Source organism: Shimwellia pseudoproteus (genome assembly GCF_016415625.1).
GTDB lineage: Bacteria > Pseudomonadota > Gammaproteobacteria > Enterobacterales > Enterobacteriaceae > Shimwellia > Shimwellia pseudoproteus.
The window spans coordinates 13,352-36,899 of sequence record NZ_WBXP01000016.1 but is presented as its reverse complement, the minus strand read 5'-3'; the positions used below and the strand labels follow the sequence as shown (position 1 = coordinate 36,899).

Sequence of the window (23,548 nt, the reverse complement as noted above, 5' to 3'; positions counted from 1 at the left end):
CATGAGTAGCCAACCGGATGTTCAGGCCGTAAAACAGTTTCTGCTCAATTTGCAGGACAGGTTATGCCAGCAGCTTAGTGCCGTTGACGGCGGCGCGGCGTTTCAGGAGGATAACTGGCAGCGCAGCGAAGGCGGCGGCGGGCGCAGCCGGGTACTGCGCGATGGCGCGGTCTTCGAACAGGCCGGGGTAAACTTCTCCCACGTACACGGTGATGCCATGCCCGGATCGGCAACGGCGCACCGCCCTGCCCTGGCCGGGCGCAGCTTTGAAGCACTGGGGGTTTCCCTGGTGGTACACCCCCGTAACCCCTATGTCCCCACCAGCCACGCTAATGTGCGCTTTTTCATTGCCGAGAAGCCCGGTGAAGCGCCAGTATGGTGGTTCGGCGGCGGCTTCGATCTGACCCCGTTTTACGGCTTTGAAGACGATGCCCGCCACTGGCACCATACCGCACAGCAGCTCTGCCAGCCCTTTGGCCCGGAGGTGTATCCGCGCTACAAGAAATGGTGTGATGACTACTTCTGGCTGAAGCACCGCCAGGAGGCCCGGGGGATCGGCGGGCTGTTCTTTGACGATCTCAATAGCCCGGATTTTGACCACTGCTTCGCGTTTATGCAGGCGGTGGGCAACGGCTACCTCGATGCCTACCTGCCCATTGTCGGCCGCCGCAAGGCATTGCCCTGGGGGGAACGGGAGCGCCAGTTCCAGCTCTACCGCCGGGGCCGCTATGTGGAGTTTAATCTGGTGTGGGATCGCGGCACCCTGTTTGGCTTACAAAGCGGCGGGCGTACGGAGTCGATTCTGATGTCCATGCCGCCACTGGTGCGCTGGGAGTATGACTACCAGCCGGAGCCCGGCAGCCCGGAGGCTGCACTGGACGCGTTTATTCAGATTCGCGACTGGGTATAACCGCATGGCTCCCCCGCCGTTCCCGGCGGGGGTATTTATTACAGCGGTGCGGTCTGCGCTTCCACTACCGCCAGCGCCACCATGTTCACTATCCGGCGTACCGAGGCAATCGGCGTCAGGATATGTACCGGTTTGGCGATGCCCATCAGTACCGGCCCCACGGTCACCCCTTCCGAACTGGACACCCGCAGCAGGTTATAGCTAATGCGCGCGGCTTCCATATTCGGCATGATCAGCACATTAGCCGCGCCTTTCAGCGGGCTGTCCGGCATCCGCTCATTACGAATACTTTCCACCAGCGCCGCATCACCGTGCATTTCACCATCAATGCTCAGTTCCGGGGCCCGGGCGCGAACCATTTCGAGGGTATCGCGCATTTTGCGCGCCGCCGGCGAGTCCGAAGAACCGTAGTTGGAGTGGGACAGTAACGCCACTTTAGGTTCAATACCGAAACGGCGCACGGTTTCCGCCGCCATCAGGGTAATTTCCGTTAACTGTTCCGGTGTCGGATCGTCATTAACGTAGGTATCGGCAATAAAGGTGTTACCGCTCGGCAGCAACAGGGCATTCATTGCCCCGGCAGTGCGGGTGCCGTTACGGTAGGCGAACATTTTTTCAATCACCGCGAAATGTTCATGGTAGTCCCCCACGGTGCCGCAAATCAGCGCATCGGCCTCACCGCGATGCAGCATGATGGCGCCAATCACCGTGGTATTGCCAATCACCGCGCGCTGGGCCTGTTCCTGGCTTATCCCCTGGCGCTTCATCATGTTGTAGTACTCAGTCCAGTAGGTTTTAAAGCGCGGATCGGATTCGTTATTGACGATATCAAAATCTTTTTCCGCCTGGATTTGCAGCCCCAGTTTTTTGATACGCATTTCGATAACGCCAGGACGGCCCACCAGAATCGGTCTTGCCAGCCCGAGGCTGACCAGCTCCTGGGTTGCGTGCAGCACGCGGCTCTCTTCCCCTTCCGCCAGGATAACGCGCTTAGGATCTTTGCGGGCCTGGGAGAAGATAGGCTTCATAAACAGGTTGGTTTTATAAACAAACTCCGTCAGTTTTTCGCTGTAGGTGTCAAAGTCGGCAATCGGGCGCGTCGCCACCCCGGACGCCATCGCCGCCTTCGCCACCGCCGGGGCTATCTTGACTATCAACCGCGGATCGAACGGTTTAGGGATCAAATACTCCGGCCCAAAGGTGAGTTCCTGATCGCCATAGGCTGAAGCCACCACTTCGCTCTGCTCTGCAAGGGCCAGCTCAGCAATGGCGTGGACCGCCGCCAGTTTCATCTCTTCATTAATGGTGGTGGCGCCCACGTCCAGCGCGCCGCGGAAAATAAACGGGAAGCACAGCACGTTATTCACCTGGTTCGGAAAATCCGAGCGCCCGGTACAGATAATCGCATCCGGGCGGACCGCTTTCGCCAGCGGCGGCAGAATTTCCGGTTCCGGGTTGGCCAGCGCCAGGATCAGCGGCGACGTGCCCATTTTTTTCACCATCGACTGGGTCAATACCCGCGGCCCGGAACAGCCGAGGAAGATATCAGCCCCGTCGATAACATCATCCAGAGTGCGTTTGCCGTCATCGTTAACCGCGTAGGCGGCTTTGGTTTCCGCCATGTTTTCTTCGCGGCCTTTGTAGATGACCCCTTTGGAGTCACACACCACGATGTTGTGCTTTTGCATTCCCAGTGCCACCAGCAAATTCATGCAGGCAATGGCGGATGCCCCGGCGCCAGAAACCACCAGACGCACGTCAGAAATGTTCTTTTCGACCACCCGCAGGCCATTGAGCACCGCCGCGGTACAAATAATGGCCGTGCCGTGCTGATCGTCATGGAATACCGGAATATTCATGCGCTCGCGCAGTTTCTTCTCAATATAAAAACACTCCGGCGCTTTGATATCCTCAAGGTTTATCCCGCCGAAGGTGGGCTCCAGCGCCGCCACCACATCGATAAATTTATCCGGGTCCAGCTCGTCCACTTCGATATCAAACACATCAATACCGGCGAACTTCTTAAACAGCACCCCTTTACCTTCCATGACCGGTTTACCCGCCAGTGCCCCAATATTCCCCAGCCCCAGTACCGCGGTACCGTTGGAAACCACCGCCACCAGGTTACCCCGGGCAGTATATTTATGGGCCGCCAGCGGGTCCGCGGCGATTTCCAGGCAAGGTGCCGCAACCCCCGGGGAATAAGCCAGCGCCAGATCGCGCTGGGTGGCTAACGGCTTAGTGGGAGAGACCTGAATTTTCCCCGGAACCGGGAACTCATGAAAATCGAGGGCACTTTGTTTTAACTGGTCGTCCATTTTACTGTCCTTTACGTAGGGTATAAAAAAAGCAACGCATAACACCAAAAGCAGCAACACTGAAAGCCATCAGGTTGCGTGATACGTTCAGCGACCGGCTGCCCTTAAGGTGATTGCGCAATATTGTTAGAAATTTATAAACACTATGTTACTCATCCCGGCGCGCATTGCTATTCCCCTCTGCTATGCTTTTTTGTCAGGGAGACTATTTTTCCTGACCACTGTGCCAAGACACGTAGGTTAACCTTTTGTTATCCATTGATAACCCGCAAAGGGTCGCTCCTGCGATAGCCGGTATCATGATATCAACGCTTACAGTTTTCTCTGTGACCAGACACCACTTACCGGACAGGAGCGCCATTTTCTTCAGTAAAACCAACGGCGTTTACCACGGAGTGCACCATGTCATCTCGTCAACGACTCGCTAATGCCATTCGCGCCCTCAGTATGGATGCGGTACAGAAAGCCAACAGCGGCCACCCAGGGGCACCGATGGGCATGGCCGATATTGCCGAAGTATTGTGGAACGACTTCCACAAGCACAATCCAGGCAATCCTCACTGGTATAACCGGGATCGCTTTGTGCTGTCTAATGGCCATGCCTCAATGCTGCTTTACAGCCTGCTGCACCTGACGGGCTACGATCTGCCCATTGAAGAGCTGAAAAATTTCCGGCAGCTGCATTCCCGTACCCCGGGGCACCCGGAGCACGGGCTCACGCCTGGGGTGGAAACCACCACCGGCCCCCTGGGCCAGGGGCTGGCCAATGCCGTCGGGCTGGCCATTGCCGAACGCACCCTGGCGGCACAATTCAACCGCCCCGGTTACGACATTGTCGACCACTACACCTGGGTCTTTATGGGGGATGGCTGCCTGATGGAAGGCATATCCCATGAGGCATGCTCACTGGCCGGCACCCTGGGGCTGGGAAAACTGATTGGCTTTTATGACCATAACGGTATCTCCATTGATGGCCATACCGAGGGCTGGTTTACCGACGATACCGCCCTGCGTTTTGAAGCCTATCACTGGCATGTGATCCGCGATATCGACGGCCACGATCCGCAGGCGATTAAAAAAGCCATTAACGACGCAAAAGGGGTTACCGACAAGCCGACCCTTATCATGTGCCGCACCGTGATTGGCTTTGGCTCCCCAAACAAAGCCGGTACAGAAGAAGCCCACGGCTCCCCGCTGGGGGAACAAGAAGTCGCCCTGGCCCGCCAGCAGCTGGGCTGGGCTTATCCGCCGTTTGACATCCCCCCGGATATTTATCAGGCGTGGGACGCGCGCCAAAAAGGGGCCCAGGCCGAGCGCCAGTGGAATGCGGTCTACGCCAGCTGGCAGCAGGCCCACCCGGCGCTGGCCAGTGAATTTACCCGGCGCATGGACGGGCAACTTCCGGCGGACTGGCAGCCGATCAGCCAGCAGTACATTACCCAGCTCCAGGCTACCCCGGCGAGTATTGCCTCCCGTAAGGCATCGCAAAATTACCTTAACGCCCTTGGCCCTCATTTACCGGAGCTGATGGGCGGCTCTGCCGACCTGGCCCCCAGCAATCTGACGATCTGGTCTGGTTCACGGGAGCTACTCACCCACCGCGACGGTAACTACATCCACTACGGGGTGCGCGAATTCGGGATGACCGCCATCGCCAACGGGATTGCCCTGCACGGGGGGTTTGTCCCCTACAGTGCGACCTTTTTGATGTTTGTGGAATATGCCCGTAACGCCGCGCGTATGGCGTCACTGATGAAGGCCCATCAGATAATGGTCTACACCCATGACTCCATCGGGCTGGGCGAAGACGGGCCGACCCATCAGGCCGTTGAACAGCTGGCCAGCCTGCGCCTGACCCCGGGGTTCAGCACCTGGCGCCCCTGTGATCAGGTGGAAACCGCCGTGGCGTGGAGCCGGGCACTGGAGCGGCAACATGGCCCGACGGCACTGATATTGTCACGTCAGAACCTGGCCCAGATGCCAAGGACCCCGGAACAAGTAGCGGATATCGCCCGGGGGGGCTACATTCTGCGCCCCTGTGCCGGTAAGCCCGACCTGGTACTGATAGCCACCGGCTCGGAAGTAGAGATAACTATTCAGGCGGCGGATGAGCTCAGCCAGCAGGGGGTGGCGGTACAGGTGGTCTCGATGCCGTCCACCGACACCTTTGATGCCCAGGATCAGGCGTGGAAGGATCTGGTGCTGCCGCCGGATGTTAGCCGGGTGATTGCGGTGGAAGCGGGGATTGCCGACTACTGGCACAAATATACCGGCCGCCACGGGGCAATTATCGGCATGACCAGCTTTGGGGAATCGGCCCCGGCAGGCAAGTTGTTCCCGTTCTTCGGCTTTACGGTGGAAAATATTGTCAAACACGCCCGGCAGCTTCTGGGTCAATCCCTGTCTGCCGGCAATAGCATTGGGTAGCCTGCGGGGTTACTGGGTCACCCACAGGGTGGGCCAGCTATCGGCCCCGTGCCAGCCATCGCACTGGCTCTCCTGGGCATAGCGCACCAGTTGAAACCGCTGGCCGTCAAACCGCCAGCGGGTCGCCACACCACAGTCCCCCACCCCGCGCCACTTGGCCAGGGTGGCCAGTTCATTACGGGCTTCATCATAGCGGGCGTTCATCAGCACGACCTCCCGGGGCTGGTTGGCCGGGCTAAATGGCAATAACAGCCGCAGCGGGCGGGCAGCATACGGCGGCGTGCGCGACACCAGCCACGCCAGCTCCACCACATTATAGGCCCCGGCCTCACAGTCGATCATGATCAGGGCTTTATCACCGCTCAGGGCAGCAAGATGCAGTTGCCGCCGCCCGGGGTCCAGGGAACAATTGCTGTAGGCCATCCGCCAGTCACCGTAATCCCGTAACCCCGCGAACTCTTGCTGGCTGAGGGGCGCAACAGCATTTTTGGGGGCGGTCACCGTACTGAGCGCCGGTGCCGGGGGCACGTTTAACGGTGAGTTATCCCCTTTCTGAACCCAGGCGGTTTCACTGCCCGCACGGCGCTGCTGTTGATCAATAAAATTGAGTGCGCCCATCAGGCCGCTTAGCGAAATGGTCTGTTTCCCACCGGAAAGCGACAGGCTGCTGGCGGGCTGAAGCTGGCTGAGCAGCCGGTTCACGGCGCCGGTATCGTCAGTATAAAGGTGGTGGGGAGTGGCTTGCCATTTTCCGGATAGCACCAGGGGGGCGCCATCCAGTCGCAGGTCGGTGGTGAGGACATCCGGGCTGGATATTGGCCGGTCAATACTGCCGAGATCGAGGCGCAGAGAAAGATCATTTTTGGCTCCCGGGCTGCGCCCCAGGGTCATCACCAGCCCACTATAGGCCCCGGTATTACGGGCCTGGCAGAAGTTCTGATTATTACAGGTTACCTGCCAGTCACCGAATGATTGCTGCACCGGATCCGCCATGGCTGCGCCTGTCGACAGCAACCACACGATAACGATGTTTAATATCCGATGCCCCATGACCGGCGTTTCCTGAATCAGCAATAGACAGCACAGCGAAGGGCTATCTTGGTACCTGGCAGCGCCTGACTCAATCGGATTTATCGGATAGCCAGACGGCAAAAATATGACTACTTGCCCGGTTGCAAGATCCCCTCCAGCGCCAAATGCTGGAGCAGAATAACGGTTTTCGCGTCGCAAATATCGCCGCTGCGGATCATGGCCAGTGCCTGGGGGAAAGGCAGCTCCAGCACATCAATATCTTCATCATCCACCCCGCCACCGCTACCGGTATGCTGAGAGGGCTGATACTCACCAGTAAACAGGTGGACTTTTTCGGTGACCCCGCCCGGGGACATAAACAACCCATACACCTGGCAGACATCATCCACCCGGTAGCCGGTCTCCTCCATCGCCTCTTTGCGCACACACACCTCTGGCGCATCGTCATCCAGCAGCCCGGCACAGGCCTCAATCAACATGCCGTCCGGGTTACCGTTGTGCCAGGTGGCAATCCGGAACTGGCGGGTTAACACCACGCTATTACTGGCGCGGTTGTAAAGCAGGATCGCCGCCCCGTTACCCCGGTCATACACTTCGCGGCGCTGGCGCACCACCTCGCCATTTTTACGGGTTAAATCATAGGTAATATTGCGCAGAATAAAATAGTTATCTGACAACAGCTTATCTTTAATAATCTGAATGTTGACTGGCATAACGGTTCCGTACTGAAAGGATCACGCCCTATCTTACGACGAACCGTTAATGCTGTCTTTGGCAAGGGATAAGACGGATTACGGAAAAGCACCGGCAGCGCCTGGCTGCCGGTACACGCGGATTAGCCCGCGACGATCAGGCGCTCAGCGCCTGGGGCGGCACCTGCAGCCAGTCGATAATCCCCTGGGCCGCATGGCGCCCCTCTGCCATGGCGGTAACCACCAGATCGGCACCGCGCACCGCATCCCCGCCGGCGAAGATCTGCGGGTTAGTGGTCTGGTAGCGAATATTGCTATTCACACTGGCCACAATGCGGCCTTTATCGTCCAGTTTCACGCCCTGAGCTTCCAGCCAGGGCAGCCCATGAGGGTGGAAACCAAACGCCACGATCACCGCATCTGCCGGCATCACAAACTCGGAGCCGGGGATCGGTTCCGGGCGACGGCGGCCCTGGGCATCAGGTGCCCCCATCCGGGTGCGCAGCAGGCGAATACCGCTCACCGCGCCCTGCGCATTGAGCACTATCTCCAGCGGCTGGACATTAAACTCAAATTCCACCCCTTCTTCCCGGGCGTTTTTAACCTCTTTACGGGAGCCTGGCATATTAGCTTCATCCCGGCGGTAGGCACAGGTCACCCGGGTAGCCCCCTGGCGAATCGAGGTCCGCACACAGTCCATGGCGGTATCCCCGCCCCCCAGTACCACCACGTTTTTACCGGCCAGGTTGATATAGGGCTGCTCAGCCAGTTCCGGCAGGCTCATCACCTGCTTAGTATTGGCAATCAGGAACGGCAGCGCGTCGTAGACCCCCGGGGCCTCTTCATTTGGCAACCCGGCCTTCATGGAACGGTAAGTTCCTACCCCGACAAATACCGCGTCATAGTCGGCCTGCAGCTGGTCGAGAGTAATATCCCGGCCAATTTCGCAATTCAGGCGGAACGCAATCCCCATGGCGGTAAAAATCTCCCGGCGGCGGGCGAGTACTGATTTATCCAGTTTGAATGACGGAATACCGAAGGTCAGTAAGCCGCCGATTTCCGGGTGGCGGTCAAACACCGTAGCCTGCACCCCGTGGCGGGCCAGTACATCCGCACAGGCCAGCCCCGCGGGCCCGGCACCGATAATCGCCACCCGGCGCCCGGATGCGCTGACACCGGACAAATCCGGTCGCCAGCCGCAGGCCAGGGCCTGCTCGGTAATAAAGCGTTCAATATTGCCAATCGTCACCGCCCCGCTGCTGTCGCGCAGGGTGCAGTTGCTTTCACATAACCTATCCTGCGGGCACACCCGGCCCGTGACTTCCGGCAGACAGTTGGTCTGGTGGGATAGCTCAACGGCCTCCCTGATTTTTCCGGCTTTCACCAGTTCGACCCACTGGGGAATATGGTTGTGGAGCGGGCATTTCCATTCACAAATACTGTGTTCACCACAGGTCAGGCAACGCTCACTCTGGGCGTGCGCCTGCTGCGGGCTGAACGTGATGTACAGCTCATCGAACCCGGTTTTACGCAGCGGCAGCGGAATTTTGTCCGGGTCCTGACGTGGTGCTGTCGCCGCCATCTGGCGAACTTTGCTGAGATCAGGCTCAGGGTGCTGCTGTTGCTGATACTCCCGGGCGGTGGTATTCCAGGGCAGTGCTTCCTGCAGCGCCGCCCGCTGACGCCGCTGCCGGGATAAGTTGCGCAGCGCCTCTGGCGCCATTAACCGCAGCGCACCGCTGGGGCAATTCTCCACACAGGCGGGTCCATTTTCACGCCCGCTGCACAGATCGCATTTCAGGGCCGAGGCTTTCACCCGATTAGCAGAGACTTGCTCATTAATCACCTGCATCGCGCCGAAGGGGCAGGCGACTTCACAGGTTTTACACCCGATGCAGCGTGACTGCTGCACCTGGATACTGTCATTTTGTTTGCTGATAGCGCCGTTAGGGCAACTTCTCAGACAAGGGGCATCCTCACAGTGACGGCAGGTGACCGCATTACGAACAGTCGCGGACGTTACCACCTGGATGCGCGGGTGGAATTTTTCACTGGTCAGAACGTGCTGCTCATTATTATGAGCCATCACACACGCGACCTCACATGCATGGCAACCGAGACATTGCTGTGCATTGGCGATTACAAAACGATTCATTACTCTTGCCTGATACAGTCATATTATGGTTTTTATCAAGACTACTCTATTACCCGACTGCATCGCTGGCTGGCAATGTGCATCTGCACCAGGTGCCCTGGAATCTAACCTTTAACTGAGATATATCAAGAAAAGTTCCCGTTGCGGCGTCAGGGCTGGTCAGAGGCACATTTGGCGTAGTATTTTTCCCGCAATACCGCCTGGCAAGAAGGGTAAAAAAGGCAAACGATTCACCCCCGGCGCAGTTAATTTCCCTGAGCGTGTTCGAAAAGCGCGCAAATAATAACGCCGGATTCCGATTAGTTTGCTCTATAACATGCTTTACACTATCTCCTTTATTTCTTCACGTTTACCTAAGCCAGACAGTCTACAGTGGTGGACTGTTTTCAGTTTGACGATAAAAATACATATGAGGTTCTGATTAAATGGCTAATTTTTTCATTAATCGCCCAATATTTGCCTGGGTAATAGCCATTATTTTATGTCTGACGGGGATCATGGCGATAATTTCATTACCCGTTGAACAGTATCCTGACCTGGCACCGCCAAACGTCAGAATTTCAGCGACCTATACCGGCGCTTCCGCCCAGACCCTTGAAAATACCGTTACCCAGGTCATTGAACAGAACATGACCGGCCTGGATAACCTGATGTATATGTCCTCCCAGAGCAGTAATACCGGCCAGGCCACGGTAACCCTCACCTTTACCGCCGGTACCGATCCTGATGAAGCGGTACAACAGGTGCAGAACCAACTCCAGACCGCGATGAAAAAGCTGCCCCAGTCGGTACAGAACCAGGGGGTGACGGTACGTAAAACCGGGGATACCAACATTCTTACCCTGGCGTTTATCTCCACCGACGGCAGTATGGATAAACAGGACATTGCTGACTATGTGGCCAGTAACCTCCAGGATCCGCTGAGCCGGATCAACGGGGTGGGCGATATTGATGCCTACGGCTCGCAATATTCAATGCGTATCTGGCTGGACCCGATAAAACTGACCAGTTTCCAGCTCACCACTCAGGATGTGGTCGATGCGATTCAGTCACAAAACAGCCAGATTGCGGTGGGCCAGTTAGGGGGCACCCCGTCCGTGGATAAGCAAGCACTGAACGCCACGATCAATGCCCAGTCAATGCTGGAAACCCCGGCACAGTTTCGCAATATCTCACTGAAAATCAACCAGGATGGTTCCCAGGTCCTGCTTGGGGATGTGGCTACCGTCGAGTTGGGGGCCGAAAAGTACGACTATCTCAGCCGGTTTAACGGGATGCAGGCCTCCGGGTTGGGGATCAAGCTGGCCTCTGGCGCTAACGAGATGGCAACCTCGGAACTGGTCCTGAAGCGCTTAAATGAATTATCCCAGTATTTCCCTCACGGCCTGGAATACAGGGTGGCCTATGAAACCACCTCATTCGTCAAAGCCTCCATCGAAGATGTGGTCAAAACCCTGTTCGAAGCGGTGCTGCTGGTATTCCTCGTGATGTACCTGTTCCTGCAAAACCTGCGGGCAACGCTGATCCCCACTATCGCGGTGCCGGTGGTTCTGCTGGGCACCTTCACCGTGCTCTACCTCTGCGGCTACAGCGTTAACACCCTGACCATGTTCGCCATGGTGTTGGCCATCGGCCTGCTAGTGGATGATGCCATCGTGGTGGTGGAAAACGTAGAGCGCATCATGTCCAGTGAGGGGCTCTCCCCCCGCCAGGCCACCCGTAAATCAATGACCCAAATTCAGGGCGCGCTGGTGGGGATTGCCATGGTGCTGTCGGCGGTATTTATCCCGATGGCCTTCTTCGGCGGTACCACTGGGGCGATTTATCGTCAGTTCTCCATCACGATTGTTGCCTCAATGGCCCTGTCGGTACTGGTGGCGATGATCCTGACCCCGGCCCTGTGCGCCACCTTATTAAAGCCGATGGCCCCCGGAGAGTCCCACGAGAAAAAAGGATTTTTTGGCTGGTTTAACCGCCAATTTGATCATCAGGCAGATCGCTATGAGCGCGGTGTGGCGGTCATTTTACGCCGCAGCGCACGCACCATGCTGGTCTACCTGCTGCTGCTGGGCGGGATGGTATTTATTTTTATGCGCCTGCCCACCTCGTTCCTGCCCCAGGAAGACCGGGGAATGTTTTTAACCTCTGTCCAGCTACCCAGTGGCGCAACCCAGCAGCAGACCTTAAAAGTGGTCGAGAAAATTGAGCACTACTATCTGACCGAAGAAAAAAACAACGTGGTGTCGGTGTTCTCTACGGTAGGCTCCGGCCCCGGGGGGAATGGCCAGAACGTGGCGCGAATGTTCGTGCGCCTGAAAGACTGGGATGAGCGGGACCCGAAAACCAGCAGCGCTTTCGCGATTATTGAACGGGCCACCGCGGCATTTAACAATATCAAAGAGGCGCGGGTTATCGCCTCCAACCCGCCGTCCATCAGCGGGCTGGGTAGCTCCGCCGGTTTTGATATGGAATTACAAGATCACGCCGGTGCCGGCCATAACGCCCTGATGAAGGCGCGGGATCAACTGCTGTCGCTGGCCGGGGGGCAAAAATCCCTTACCCGGGTGCGCCACAACGGGCTGGATGATAGCCCGCAGTTGCAAATCGATATTGATCAACGCAAGGCCCAGGCGCTGGGGGTCTCCGTCGATGATATTAATAACACCCTGCAAACGGCCTGGGGTGCCAACTATGTCAATGACTTTATTGATCGCGGCCGGGTAAAAAAAGTGTACGTCCAGGCCGCCGCCAAATACCGCATGCTGCCCGGTGACATTAACCAGTGGTATGTGCGTAACAGTACCAACGGTATGGTGCCATTCTCGGCGTTTGCCAGCTCCCGCTGGGTCACCGGCTCACCACGTCTGGAGCGCTATAACGGTTATTCTGCGGTGGAAATCATCGGCGAAGCGGCCCCCGGGGTAAGTACCGGTACCGCCATGGATGTTATGGAGCAGTTGGTACATCAGTTGCCGGGGGGTTTTGGCCTTGAATGGACCGCCATGTCATTCCAGGAACGGCTTTCTGGCTCCCAGGCCCCTGCCCTGTATGCCATCTCCCTGCTGGTGGTGTTCCTGTGCCTCGCCGCACTCTATGAAAGCTGGTCGGTGCCGTTCTCCGTCATGCTGGTAGTGCCGCTCGGGGTACTGGGGGCGCTGATAGCCACCTGGGCGCGCGGGCTGGAAAATGACGTCTATTTCCAGGTCGGGCTACTGACGGTTATCGGCCTGGCGGCCAAGAACGCCATTTTGATTGTCGAATTTGCCAATGACATGAACGCCAAAGGCACAGATCTGACGGAAGCCACGCTCCACGCCTGCCGCCAGCGGTTACGGCCCATTCTGATGACCTCACTGGCCTTTATCTTCGGGGTGTTGCCAATGGCAACCAGTAATGGCGCAGGCTCCGGCAGCCAGCATGCGGTAGGGACCGGGGTAATCGGCGGGATGATCTCAGCCACTATCCTGGCGGTCTTTTTCGTCCCGCTGTTCTTTGTGCTGATACGCCGCCGCTTCCCGCTGAAAGAGGATACCGGCGAGTAAACCGCCGCCCCGGGCGTGCCGGGGCCAACAGCATCAGAAAAACAAAAAGGCGGCCCCGAAGGTCGCCTTTTTTGTGCTGGCTATTGCCACATATCATCCGTGAGAGGAAACAGCGTATTGCTTCCAGGAAACTCCGGTAAGATTATTTACGAAGCATGCCTTCGATAAAGTCTTTCCAGTTCCCTAATTCGTGTTCAATCATAAATACCTCTCTTTTTATTGTCGGAGATTATACGAGAACAAAACCAAGGATTGAATAATCTTTATCCTATTAGTGAAATTGGTTTCCTTAAAAACCGTGATTTTCTTGTGAGTTAACTATGCGCGCTGAAATGTAATCAAAATGTGATTTAGCGCAACATTTTGATACATTTACTCACCCTGAGTGACATGGATAGCATTTATCTGTCAGTAAGTTAGTTAACTTCCGGGCGGGCTTGCTGCGCCACATTATCCGGGGAAAAAAACACTACATTTAAATAACATTTTTGCCATGGCGAAAAGCGCGATCATCCTGTATTTCTCGCCCCGCCCTCCCGGGATGGATAGCTATTTCCCCGCCGGCGGCGCGCAGTGGCATAATTATGCGTTACCCTTTCTTTACCGATGCGCGGGTGGAATAACATCCGCGGGAAACATCAGGTATAGTGGGTAGGATCACCTGCTGACGAAAATATTATTCGTTAAACATGCAAAACCATACGCTAAATAATCGGAAAGATACGCAGATGTCCTGCCGACGTATGGCGAGTATCCACCTTCGCAACCCTAAGGACTGCATGGTTATGACCACCCTCTACGGCATTAAAAATTGCGACACTATAAAAAAGGCCCGCCGCTGGCTGGAACAGAATCAGATTGACTACCGCTTTCATGACTACCGCGTCGACGGGCTGGATGCTGACCTGCTGGGTCAGTTTATCGGCGAGCTTGGTCGCGATGCGCTACTAAATACCCGGGGCACCACCTGGCGCCAGCTGGATGCTGCCCGTAAAGCCGCCATTGTTGATGACGCCAGCGCCATCGCCCTGATGCTCGATATGCCGGCGATTATTAAACGTCCATTGCTCTGGTCGCCCGGTAAGCCTATGCTGCTGGGTTTCGATACGTCCCGTTATCAGCAGTTTTTCAGTGAGGTGTAGTGTTATGTCATGCCCGGTTATTGAGCTGACCCAACAGCTTATTCGTCTCCCCTCCCTTAGCCCGGATGATGCCGGGTGTCAGGCGCTGCTTATTGAACGTTTGCGCGCCATCGGCTTCACCATCGAAGAGATGAACGTGGCTGACACCCAGAATATCTGGGCCTGGCGCGGCCAGGGGGAAACCCTGGCCTTTGCCGGCCACACCGATGTGGTGCCTGCCGGTGATGAATCCCGCTGGATCAACCCGCCCTTTGAACCAACGATCCGCGACGGTATGTTATTTGGCCGTGGTGCCGCGGATATGAAAGGCTCCCTGGCCGCGATGGTGGTCGCCGCCGAACGCTTTGTGGCCCAATTTCCCGACCATAAAGGCCGGCTGGCATTCCTGATCACCTCCGATGAAGAAGCCAGCGCCCATAACGGCACCGTGAAAGTGGTCGAAGCGCTGATGGCCCGTAAGGAACGCCTCGATTACTGCCTGGTTGGCGAGCCCTCCAGTACCGAGGTGGTCGGTGATGTGGTCAAAAATGGCCGCCGCGGCTCGCTGACCTGCAACCTGACCATCCACGGTGTCCAGGGCCACGTGGCTTACCCCCACCTGGCGGATAACCCGGTACACCGCGCCGCGCCAATGCTGGATGAGCTGGTGAATATCGTATGGGATGAGGGCAATGAATTCTTCCCGCCGACCAGTATGCAGATTGCCAATGTGCAGTCCGGTACCGGCAGTAACAATGTGATCCCGGGTGAGATGTTCGTGCAGTTTAACTTCCGCTTCAGCACCGAAGTGACTGACGAGATCCTCAAGCAGCGGGTTATCGCCCTGCTGGACAAATACCAGTTGCGTTATACCCTGGAGTGGTGGTTATCCGGCCAGCCGTTCCTGACCTCCCGGGGGAAACTGGTGGACGCGGTGGTTAATGCCGTTGAGCACTATAATGAAATAAAGCCACAGTTGCTGACGACTGGCGGCACATCCGACGGGCGCTTTATTGCCCGGATGGGGGCCCAGGTTGTTGAGCTGGGGCCGGTAAATGCGACCATTCATAAAATTAATGAGTGTGTTAATGCGGCAGATCTTCAGCTACTGGCACGCATGTACCAGCGCATTATGGAACAGCTCGTAGCCTGAATTGATATACAAAGAGGAGCCGCCCATGGACTGGCTATCAAAATACTGGTGGATTATTATCCTGGTCATCCTGTTAGGGATGTTTATTAACGTTATCAAAGATCTTAATCGGGTTGATCCCAAGAAATATCTCGATAATAAGCCCGATCTTCCCCCTCATCGTGACTGTAACGATAAGTGGGATGACGAAGATGACTGGCCGAAAAAGAAATAACTGGCCCCGTGGGAATAATACCCAACGCCGCACCCGGGTGCGGCGTTGTTATTTCTGCGGCTTATAGCAGGGTGATAATATCGTCCCCGGGTTTTGCCCCGCCCCCCAGCGCCTCATCAAAGTAGTGCTTCGGCACGGTATAGCGCAAATGATCGAGGGCAAACTGCATACTGCGCTGATCAATGGCGTGCCCCAGATCCTCAACGATATCCAGCGTCGCATCGCCGCCGGCCGCAACCAGCGCCTCCTGGGCATTGACCGCGTGGATCAGCGGCATCACCGGATCATCCTCACCGTGAATCAAATGCACTGCGGTGGCGCTATGTACTGCCGCCGGCAATGAAGCAAAACGCCCGTTAAAGGCAATCACGCGGGCAGCGAGCCCGGGCGCGGCCTTAAGGCTTTCCAGCGCCATTATCGCCCCCTGGGAGAAGCCCACCAGCGCGGTGGCAGATGGCCCGACCCCGCTGTGCTTCTGCCACGCCTGCACTTGGGCAATAAACGCGGGCATAATATCATCAACCCGCTGCTGGCGGTTTTCCTCGGTCACCCCGTTAACCGGGAACCAGGCCCGGCCAGGGTGCGGCCCACTGGCAATTGGCCCACCGATGCTGACCACCAGGGCTTCCGGGAACAGTGGCGCAAACCAGCGGCCAATCTCCCCCATTGCCACCGGGTTATCGCCCACCCCGTGGAATAACAGGATCAGTTGCTGGGCCGGGGTTGCAGGGCTCTGAACAATAAAATGGTCGTCTTTCATGATGTTCTCCTGATGGCCTGCCCCGTACCACTGTCCGGGCCAGTCTCATTATCACTGCCGTCATTCTAGGCCCGGCGAAATAAATGACCATACGCTGCCACTGAACAACTTAGTTGAAAAATTGCAATTGCAAAATCTGTTGCCGCCGCTGGGCTGCCATCTCCGGGTCCTGGGCACTGAGCGCCTCAGCGACCTCTTCGCGCCAGCGACAGAGCAGCGCTTTACGGCCCGCCAGCCGGAACTGGCGGCAAATCGCCTCATCCCCACACTGCTGCTCAAGGCGGCTGCGCAGTACCGGCATCCCCGGTAGCGTGGCCAGTAGCCTGCCAAGGCTGCCGAGGCAGGCCTCCAGCGGCCGGTGTGCGAAGGCAAAACCGGCCAGCTCCAGAGCGTCGTCTGAAGTAAGCGTAGTGCCTGAAGGGCCGGAAAGCGCAAGCGATTCATCAATCCAGGGCCGCAGCCAGGGCCAGTCCGCACACAATCGGCGGTGCTCGTGGTCAGCCATGACCTGCCCGGCGGAGGATACCGGCAGCAGCGCCATGGCGTTATAGCAACCGCTACTGGCCTCCCGGTGGCTGCCGATCCGCACCAGGGTAAACCCACAGCGGGCCCAGAAGCGCCAGAGCTGTGGCGTATAACCAAAGCTGACCGACAGATAGTCAACCTCGTCCCCCCAGGTGTGGCGAGCCGCCGCCACCAGTTTCTGGCCCAGCCCCTGTCCCTGGCGCGTCGGGGTAACCGCAATCCGGGTGATCCGCAGCCCGCGCAGCGTCGCCGCCAGCGGGCTGCCGCCGTGGGCAGCCAGCGACTGGGCCACCAGGTTACCCCGCGGGCGGCGATAGCCCGCCCACACAGCCTGGCTCAGGGCGGCGGTTAATCCCCCTTCCCTGACCAGCCACGCCGCCCCACCCACCACACCGGCGTGGCGTGCCGCCATAAAATATTGCGCCGGGGCATCCATCATACGGCGTAAATCAAGAGGAGAGGTACGGTAATGGGCGCCGCATAGCAGCGCATACAGGCTGGCGGCCTCACGGCTGTCTGCCAGCCAGTGCCGGCGATCCGCCGGGGTGATTGTCAAAGGCCCACTGACGGGAGCAACACTGGCGTGGTCATCAAATAGCAGCATCTGGCCAATAACCCGCTCCAGGGGATCACTGGCGCACCAGCGTAGCGGGATATCCAGAACAAAATGTTGCAGATCGGGAATAGCGGCGCAGAACTTAAGTAAAAATCCCCTACCGGTGCCCTCGTAGCCCTGCACCGTAGTGGTCAGCAGAGTACGCGGGTAGGCAGCAATAAGCCGGGTGAGTAGCGGCCCGGGAATCGCCGCCGCTTCATCAATAATCAGCCAGTCTGCCTCCGGGGCCGTGCCGTTATCCAGCGCGGCCAGCAGTGCATCCGGGGCAATAAACTGAAATTTATCACCGCCGTGGCGGGCCAGAACATCCACCGCGACTTTGGCCGGGGCGCTCACCAGTACCGGGCCTGACCACGCGCGCAATAGCATCCCCGCCAGGGCTGACTTCCCGCGCCCGCGTGGGGCGGTGATCACCGCCACACCGCGCCGCATATCCTGTAACTGAGCCAGTATTGCCGCCTGCCCCGCCGCCGGGGCGCCAGAGGCCGGGTACCACGGAGGGCGCGCTGGGGCGTCGCGATACTGCAACCCCGCCGGGGACCAGAAAACCACCTCCGGGTCATTCAGTAAGGTGCGGATAGCATGGTGGATAAAACACGGGGTCGCGATCGGCCCGGGGGTATCGCTCCAGCGTACCGAATCACTGTCGGGGAGAAGGGGCCAACGGGGCAGCGGCGGGATCAGCAGTACCAGCCAGCTCCCGGCAGTCAACGTGCCGCTCATGGCGGCCAGGGCCTCGACATCAAGGCCGCTGCGGGCATCAAATACCCCGTGCCGGAACTCCCGTCCCAGCACTGAACGCATCTGGCGCGGCGGGCAATAATAACCCCGCTGAGGCGCCGGCCCCATCCACAGCCAGTCCCCGGCCAGGGCGTCAATCAATTGCCCGACACAGTGCAGGCTCCAGTCCGGCTCGCCACTCACCACCAGTAAACGCCGACATCCGCTGTGCGCCATAGTTTGCGCTGTGGCGCACAGGGTGGACACAATGGCCCGATCATCCATGATAGTCACAACTTACAGCTGGCCTTCGAAAGTATCACACTGTTTGATATCGCCGGTGTCAAAACCGCGTTTGAACCAAGTGTAGCGCTGTTCAGAGGTCCCGTGGGTAAAGCTGTCCGGCACGATCCGGCCCTGGCTTTCCTGTTGTAAACGGTCATCCCCGATAGCCTGTGCCGCGTTCAGGGCTTCTTTGAGGTCGCCCGAGTCCAGTACCTGTTGTTGTTGCATTTTCTGGCCCCAGATCCCGGCAAAGCAGTCAGCCTGCAGCTCAAGGCGTACCGACAACTGGTTTACTTCTTTCTGTGAGGCGTTCTGCTGCAGCTGGCGAACTTTCGGTTCGATACCCAGCAGGTGCTGGACATGGTGGCCAACTTCGTGAGCAACCACATACCCCTGAGCGAAGTCACCGTCAGCGCCCAGTTTGTTTTTCATTTCGTCATAGAAAGAGAGATCAATATAGACCGTGCTGTCCGCCGGGCAGTAGAACGGCCCCATCACGGACTGGCCAGTGCCGCAACCGGTACGGGTCGCCCCGCGGTACATCACCAGCTTCGGCTGTTGATAGGTTTTCCCCATGCTTTTAAAGATTTCGCCCCAGGTATCCTCAGTGGTACCCAGAATAACCGAGGTAAACTTCGCCGCCTGATCATCATTCGGGCTAATGGACTGGCGCTGTACCGACTGCTGCGGTGCACCAGACATATCGCCGGTCAGCAGCGGGCTGAGATCCACCCCGTAATAACCTGCAACCACCACCACGACCAGTAAAATCAGGCCGCCCTTGCCACGGGGAATGCGAAAACCGCCGCCACCGCCACCCAGCGCGGGGCCCTGCGAGTCGTTACGTCGGTCTTCCACATTTTCGCTTTCGCGGCGATCTTTTAAATCCATACTGCGTACTCCAGATAACCATCCCAAAGAATAACGGACTCTGGTGCCGGTAAAAATAAAACCGGAAAAACCAGGACCGCGACCTATTGATCCTGGGTGATTCCCGGAAGAATTACCATAAGAAAGCGGATAAAAAACAGGGATACCGTACTGGTATCCCCGTGAGCGTAAGGAAACGATTGCGCGGTTAGTCTATTTTAACGCCCAGACGGTGTGCGACTTCTTCATAGGCTTCAATCAGGCCACCCAGGCTCTGGCGGAAGCGGTCTTTGTCCATTTTGTCCATGGTTTGCTTGTCCCACAGGCGGCTACCGTCCGGGGAGAACTCATCGCCCAGCACCACTTTACCGTTGAACAGGCCAAATTCCAGTTTGAAATCCACGAGGATCAATCCGGCGTCATCAAACAGCTTTTTCAGTACGTCATTGGCCTTAAAGGTCAGCACTTTCATGGTGGCGAGGTTTTCTTTGTTCACCCAGCCGAACGTTTCGCAATAGGACTCGTTGACCATCGGATCGTGCATGGCGTCGTTCTTGAGGAACATATCGAACAGTGGCGGGTCCAGCTCAATACCTTCTTCAATCCCCAGGCGTTTTACCAGTGAGCCCGCGGCGCGGTTACGGATCACGCATTCTACCGGCACCATCTCCAGTTTTTTCACCAGTGACTCGGTATCAGACAGCAGTGCCTCCATCTGGGTTGGGATACCGGCTTCTTCCAGTTTGGTCATAATGAAGTGGTTAAACTTGTTGTTCACCATCCCTTTGCGATCGAACTGCTCAATGCGGGCCCCGTCCCCTGCTGAAGTATCGTTGCGAAATTCGAGCACTAACAAATCGGGATTTTCGGTGCTGTAGACAGTTTTCGCTTTGCCACGATACAACTCAGCTTGCTTTTGCATCTTTCTTACTCCGGATAAATGACCACTTGCGTGGTATGAGGATTTAACACATGGATCCCTGATCATCGCGCTACGCACACGTTTGCGGAGTGATGATTAAAAAAGGCCGGATCGCTCCGGCCTTTTTATTATTTGTTAAATGCCGCCTGGAATACTGCGACCAGGGCATCATTCTGGGACTGCGTCAGCGTATGGCCTTTCGGATCAATAAACTGAATACTGCTGCGGTTATCCAGATCGCCTACCTGAATTTTGTAGTCGCCGGAAGACAGACCCGGATCGCTCACCCCTAATGCACTCCAGTCAGCATTGCCCGGTTTATATTCCACCGTCATGTTGCCTGTTGAGCGGGTGCTGTCCGTCACCTTCATGCCCACTTTTTGCAGCGTGGCGGGCAGACGTCCCCAAATCACATTGAACGGGGCACGAGCCACCAGCAGCGGCAGACCGGTATCATCCGCACCGCTCTGGACGCTTATCTGGTTAACGCTGCGGTTATCCAGGGCGTTCTGGCGCGCCGTTTGTGCTTTATCAAGGCCCGCAGAAATCACGTTCAGCATCTGGGCGCTATAGCGCTGCAGTGCAGAAGGATCGGCAACGGCTTTGCCCGCCTGCTCCAGATTGACCAGCTTGACGATAACCGCCTGCTGATACCCCTGAGGACGAACGGTAATTTGATAGCGACCGCGATATTGCTGATCTTCATCAGCGCGGTTCCACTGCACCCAGTCAGTAGACAATGTCTGAGCGGCATCATCACGTTTGGTGATGGTGTAGTTCTGCCCCTGGACGACGTTAACAACCTGCGGCCACAGCGCACCATCGCGCCCGTTTTCCACCATCAGGGTGGCGGTATCACCGGTGAACTGCGTGCGTCCACCTGTCACCAGCGCCAGCGCCTGAGCCGGTGGACGAATGTCCAGTTGCTTACCGGTCAGCCCACTACCATTGGTGACCGGAATATAGTAATCCCCGATGGTTACCGGCAGGATCATCCCTGCGGGGGCATGCAATTCAGACAACGGCGCAGCCTCAAGGTACGACTCATCACCGCTCACCTGGCGTTTGTACCGCGAATCACTGCTACATGCTGTCAGCATCATAGTGAGCGCCAGGCCCACTACGGTTGCTACCGTCGACTTCTGTACTGAGTAAGCCATCAAATCTCCCTAAACTTTACAGCAGGCCGGCGTGCTTCAGCGCGTTAACCATCACCGGCTCGTACTGCGTGCTCAGTGGGGTCAACGGCAGGCGCATCACATCGGTCGCCACAAGTCCCAACGCCTTGCATGCCCATTTTACCGGGATAGGATTGGGTTCAATAAATAAGTCATGATGCAGCGGCATCAAACGCAAATTGATCACTTGCGCTTCATCATATTTGCCCGCGGCCGCCAGGCGGCACATCGTGGCCATATCGGCTGCAGCTACGTTTGCCGTGACTGAAATCACCCCGTGGCCACCCAGACGCATAAAATCCAGCGCGCTGGCATCATCACCACTTAGCAGAATGAAATCATCCCCGGTCAGCGCTTTGATCTGCTGAACGCGGGTTAAGTTCCCGGTTGCCTCTTTAACAGCGACAATATTTTTTACTTTGGACAAACGGCCCACAGTTTCCGGCAGCATGTCGCAACCGGTACGGGATGGCACATTATACAGAATTTGCGGTAAATCGGTGCTCGCAGCAATGGTGCTGAAATGCTGGAACAGCCCTTCCTGGGTCGGACGGTTATAATATGGCGTTACCGTCAGGCACCCTACCACGCCAGAATCAGCAAAGCTTTTTGTCAGCGCTACAGCTTCTGCGGTTGCATTTGAACCAGCCCCTGCAATCACGGGGATACGGCCATCGGCCAGCTCAACGGTGAGTTTGACAACATCAACGTGCTCATCGTGGCTCAGGGTAGCAGATTCCCCGGTAGTCCCTACAGAAACAATCGCCGAAGTCCCGGCGGCGATATGATAATCGATCATTTTTTTCAGGCTAGACCGGCAGACATTACCTTTGTCATCCATCGGTGTAACAAGCGCGACAATACTTCCCGTGAACATTGGCGATCCTCTACGCAAACAAGTCCCGTAATGGTACGTTTGGTATAGCCTTAAAAGCAAGCGGCGAGGGGTGCTCCAGCGGTTGTATGGCGGTTTTTTTTATGCTTTCCTTATAATTATCTCTTCCCGCCACAGGAATCACACGCTTGACAGCCTCATCACAACATCATTTGGTCATTACTGCTCTCGGGGCGGACCGCCCGGGGATCGTGAATACCATTACCCGCCACGTCAGTAGCTGCGGCTGTAATATTGAAGACAGCCGCCTGGCGATGCTGGGGGAAGAATTTACGTTTATTATGCTGTTATCCGGCACATGGAATGCCATTACGCTGATTGAGTCAACCCTGCCCCTGAAAGGCGCAGAGCTTGATTTACTGATTGTGATGAAACGTACCACCGCCGGGGATCGCCCCCCGATGCCGGGCACTGTTTGGGTGCAGGTGGAGGTCGACGACTCCCCTCACCTGATCGAGCGGTTTACCGATCTGTTTGATACCTGGCAGATGAACATTGCCGAGCTGGTATCGCGCACTCAAAACGATAACAACGATGCGGTACCGCGGCTGTATATTCAGATTACCGCACATAGCCCGGTGTCACATGACGCACTAAAAATTGAACAAGCCTTTAATGCACTCTGTACAGAGCTCAATGCACAGGGCACTATTAGTGTCGTGAATTTATCGCCGTAAACAGACAGACAGATGAATAAAACGAAGACGGAGAGTTGTAATGAATCCACTGAAAGCCGGTGATACCGCACCGAAATTTAGCTTGCCCGACCAGGATGGCGAACAAGTGAATTTAACCGACTTCCAGGGGCAGCGCGTTCTGGTTTATTTTTACCCTAAAGCTATGACCCCTGGTTGTACCGTTCAGGCCTGCGGCCTGCGTGATAACATGGATGAGCTCAAAAAAGCCGGTGTTGACGTACTGGGTATCAGCACGGATAAACCGGAAAAACTGTCGCGCTTCGCTGAGAAAGAGCTGCTCAACTTCCCCCTGTTGTCCGATGAAGATCATCAGGTATGCGAGCAGTTCGGCGTCTGGGGTGAAAAATCCTTTATGGGGAAAACCTACGACGGCATTCACCGCATCAGCTTCCTGCTGGATGGCAATGGCGTGGTTGAAAAAGTGTTTGATGACTTTAAAACCTCCAACCATCACGACATCGTACTGAGCTGGCTGGCAGAACACGCCTGATTAGCCGCCTGACATCATAAAGCCG

The 23,548-nt window shown here is 56.8% G+C and carries 19 protein-coding genes; 8 read left to right on the top strand and 11 right to left on the bottom strand.

The window, feature by feature from the left end; all coding sequences use genetic code 11:
- Nucleotide 1: 1 nt before the first annotated feature.
- Nucleotides 2–910, top strand: a complete 909-nt coding sequence (hemF, locus tag F9C28_RS09285) for an oxygen-dependent coproporphyrinogen oxidase (RefSeq protein WP_199014938.1) — start codon at nt 2–4, stop codon at nt 908–910.
- Between the two features lie 38 nt (nt 911–948).
- Here the strand turns inward: hemF and maeB are convergent, their stop codons facing one another.
- Nucleotides 949–3,228 (bottom strand): NADP-dependent oxaloacetate-decarboxylating malate dehydrogenase, encoded by a 2,280-nt coding sequence (gene maeB, locus F9C28_RS09280; RefSeq protein WP_199014937.1) that lies wholly within the window; start codon nt 3,226–3,228, stop codon nt 949–951.
- Nucleotides 3,229–3,630: 402 nt separating this feature from the next.
- Between maeB and tkt the strand changes: the two genes are divergently transcribed.
- Nucleotides 3,631–5,655 carry a transketolase gene (tkt, locus tag F9C28_RS09275; RefSeq protein WP_199014936.1) on the top strand — a complete coding sequence of 675 codons (2,025 nt, stop codon included), beginning with the start codon at nt 3,631–3,633 and terminating at the stop codon, nt 5,653–5,655.
- Nucleotides 5,656–5,664: 9 nt separating this feature from the next.
- Here tkt and F9C28_RS09270 read toward each other — a convergent pair whose 3' ends face one another.
- From F9C28_RS09270 to aegA, 3 genes are all read right to left on the bottom strand, one after another.
- Nucleotides 5,665–6,705 (bottom strand): DUF1176 domain-containing protein, encoded by a 1,041-nt coding sequence (locus tag F9C28_RS09270; protein WP_199014935.1) that lies wholly within the window; start codon nt 6,703–6,705, stop codon nt 5,665–5,667.
- Nucleotides 6,706–6,815: 110 nt separating this feature from the next.
- Nucleotides 6,816–7,400 carry a GDP-mannose pyrophosphatase NudK gene (gene nudK / locus F9C28_RS09265; protein ID WP_199014934.1) on the bottom strand — a complete coding sequence of 195 codons (585 nt, stop codon included), beginning with the start codon at nt 7,398–7,400 and terminating at the stop codon, nt 6,816–6,818.
- A gap of 136 nt (nt 7,401–7,536) precedes the next feature.
- A complete protein-coding gene (aegA, locus tag F9C28_RS09260; RefSeq protein ID WP_199014933.1) occupies nt 7,537–9,534 on the bottom strand; it encodes a formate-dependent uric acid utilization protein AegA in 1,998 nt (665 codons plus the stop codon).
- Between the two features lie 425 nt (nt 9,535–9,959).
- Here aegA and acrD point away from each other — a divergent pair, with 425 nt between their 5' ends.
- Nucleotides 9,960–13,076, top strand: a complete 3,117-nt coding sequence (acrD, locus tag F9C28_RS09255) for a multidrug efflux RND transporter permease AcrD (RefSeq protein WP_199014932.1) — start codon at nt 9,960–9,962, stop codon at nt 13,074–13,076.
- A gap of 142 nt (nt 13,077–13,218) precedes the next feature.
- On the opposite strand, the gene ypfM is transcribed toward acrD, so the two are convergent.
- On the bottom strand, nt 13,219–13,278 hold the full coding sequence (gene ypfM / locus F9C28_RS09250; protein WP_100181659.1) for a protein YpfM: 60 nt from the start codon (nt 13,276–13,278) through the stop codon (nt 13,219–13,221).
- A gap of 583 nt (nt 13,279–13,861) precedes the next feature.
- On the opposite strand from ypfM, the gene F9C28_RS09245 reads away from it, so the two are divergent.
- From F9C28_RS09245 to F9C28_RS09235, 3 genes are read left to right on the top strand one after another with little or no spacing between them, the layout of a single operon-like run.
- On the top strand, nt 13,862–14,218 hold the full coding sequence (locus tag F9C28_RS09245) for an ArsC family reductase (RefSeq protein WP_199014931.1): 357 nt from the start codon (nt 13,862–13,864) through the stop codon (nt 14,216–14,218).
- 4 nt (nt 14,219–14,222) lie between these two features.
- Entirely contained in the window at nt 14,223–15,350 is a 1,128-nt protein-coding gene (gene dapE / locus F9C28_RS09240; RefSeq protein ID WP_199014930.1) for a succinyl-diaminopimelate desuccinylase, read from the top strand.
- 25 nt (nt 15,351–15,375) lie between these two features.
- The gene (locus tag F9C28_RS09235) at nt 15,376–15,564 is read left to right on the top strand and encodes a YpfN family protein (RefSeq protein WP_199014929.1); all 189 of its coding nucleotides are present in this window, start codon (nt 15,376–15,378) and stop codon (nt 15,562–15,564) included.
- A 61-nt stretch (nt 15,565–15,625) separates the two neighbouring features.
- Here F9C28_RS09235 and ypfH read toward each other — a convergent pair whose 3' ends face one another.
- The 6 genes from ypfH to dapA form a co-directional block, all read right to left on the bottom strand.
- Nucleotides 15,626–16,324, bottom strand: coding sequence for an esterase (gene ypfH, locus F9C28_RS09230; protein ID WP_199014928.1), 699 nt, complete (start codon nt 16,322–16,324; stop codon nt 15,626–15,628).
- A 109-nt stretch (nt 16,325–16,433) separates the two neighbouring features.
- Nucleotides 16,434–18,470, bottom strand: coding sequence for a tRNA(Met) cytidine acetyltransferase TmcA (locus F9C28_RS09225; RefSeq protein ID WP_199014977.1), 2,037 nt, complete (start codon nt 18,468–18,470; stop codon nt 16,434–16,436).
- Between the two features lie 12 nt (nt 18,471–18,482).
- Complete coding sequence (gene ypfJ, locus F9C28_RS09220; RefSeq protein ID WP_199014927.1) at nt 18,483–19,361, bottom strand: KPN_02809 family neutral zinc metallopeptidase; 879 nt, start codon at nt 19,359–19,361, stop codon at nt 18,483–18,485.
- 187 nt (nt 19,362–19,548) lie between these two features.
- The gene (gene purC, locus F9C28_RS09215; protein ID WP_199014926.1) at nt 19,549–20,262 is read right to left on the bottom strand and encodes a phosphoribosylaminoimidazolesuccinocarboxamide synthase; all 714 of its coding nucleotides are present in this window, start codon (nt 20,260–20,262) and stop codon (nt 19,549–19,551) included.
- 128 nt (nt 20,263–20,390) lie between these two features.
- On the bottom strand, nt 20,391–21,422 hold the full coding sequence (bamC, locus tag F9C28_RS09210) for an outer membrane protein assembly factor BamC (protein ID WP_199014925.1): 1,032 nt from the start codon (nt 21,420–21,422) through the stop codon (nt 20,391–20,393).
- A gap of 16 nt (nt 21,423–21,438) precedes the next feature.
- Nucleotides 21,439–22,317 (bottom strand): 4-hydroxy-tetrahydrodipicolinate synthase, encoded by an 879-nt coding sequence (gene dapA, locus F9C28_RS09205; RefSeq protein WP_199014924.1) that lies wholly within the window; start codon nt 22,315–22,317, stop codon nt 21,439–21,441.
- Between the two features lie 146 nt (nt 22,318–22,463).
- Between dapA and F9C28_RS09200 the strand changes: the two genes are divergently transcribed.
- Both F9C28_RS09200 and bcp read left to right on the top strand, forming a co-directional pair.
- Nucleotides 22,464–23,012, top strand: a complete 549-nt coding sequence (locus F9C28_RS09200; RefSeq protein WP_199014923.1) for a glycine cleavage system transcriptional repressor — start codon at nt 22,464–22,466, stop codon at nt 23,010–23,012.
- 40 nt (nt 23,013–23,052) lie between these two features.
- Nucleotides 23,053–23,523 (top strand): thioredoxin-dependent thiol peroxidase, encoded by a 471-nt coding sequence (gene bcp, locus F9C28_RS09195; protein ID WP_199014922.1) that lies wholly within the window; start codon nt 23,053–23,055, stop codon nt 23,521–23,523.
- The last annotated feature ends 25 nt before the right edge of the window (nt 23,524–23,548 follow it).

Coding starts and splice junctions, on each gene's coding strand:
- hemF (WP_199014938.1), top strand. CDS start 2: ATGAGTAGCCAACCGGATGTTCAGGCCGTAAAACAGTTTCTGCTCAAT.
- maeB (WP_199014937.1), bottom strand. CDS start 3,228: ATGGACGACCAGTTAAAACAAAGTGCCCTCGATTTTCATGAGTTCCCG.
- tkt (WP_199014936.1), top strand. CDS start 3,631: ATGTCATCTCGTCAACGACTCGCTAATGCCATTCGCGCCCTCAGTATG.
- F9C28_RS09270 (WP_199014935.1), bottom strand. CDS start 6,705: ATGGGGCATCGGATATTAAACATCGTTATCGTGTGGTTGCTGTCGACA.
- nudK (WP_199014934.1), bottom strand. CDS start 7,400: ATGCCAGTCAACATTCAGATTATTAAAGATAAGCTGTTGTCAGATAAC.
- aegA (WP_199014933.1), bottom strand. CDS start 9,534: ATGAATCGTTTTGTAATCGCCAATGCACAGCAATGTCTCGGTTGCCAT.
- acrD (WP_199014932.1), top strand. CDS start 9,960: ATGGCTAATTTTTTCATTAATCGCCCAATATTTGCCTGGGTAATAGCC.
- F9C28_RS09245 (WP_199014931.1), top strand. CDS start 13,862: ATGACCACCCTCTACGGCATTAAAAATTGCGACACTATAAAAAAGGCC.
- dapE (WP_199014930.1), top strand. CDS start 14,223: ATGTCATGCCCGGTTATTGAGCTGACCCAACAGCTTATTCGTCTCCCC.
- F9C28_RS09235 (WP_199014929.1), top strand. CDS start 15,376: ATGGACTGGCTATCAAAATACTGGTGGATTATTATCCTGGTCATCCTG.
- ypfH (WP_199014928.1), bottom strand. CDS start 16,324: ATGAAAGACGACCATTTTATTGTTCAGAGCCCTGCAACCCCGGCCCAG.
- F9C28_RS09225 (WP_199014977.1), bottom strand. CDS start 18,470: ATGGATGATCGGGCCATTGTGTCCACCCTGTGCGCCACAGCGCAAACT.
- ypfJ (WP_199014927.1), bottom strand. CDS start 19,361: ATGGATTTAAAAGATCGCCGCGAAAGCGAAAATGTGGAAGACCGACGT.
- purC (WP_199014926.1), bottom strand. CDS start 20,262: ATGCAAAAGCAAGCTGAGTTGTATCGTGGCAAAGCGAAAACTGTCTAC.
- bamC (WP_199014925.1), bottom strand. CDS start 21,422: ATGGCTTACTCAGTACAGAAGTCGACGGTAGCAACCGTAGTGGGCCTG.
- dapA (WP_199014924.1), bottom strand. CDS start 22,317: ATGTTCACGGGAAGTATTGTCGCGCTTGTTACACCGATGGATGACAAA.
- bcp (WP_199014922.1), top strand. CDS start 23,053: ATGAATCCACTGAAAGCCGGTGATACCGCACCGAAATTTAGCTTGCCC.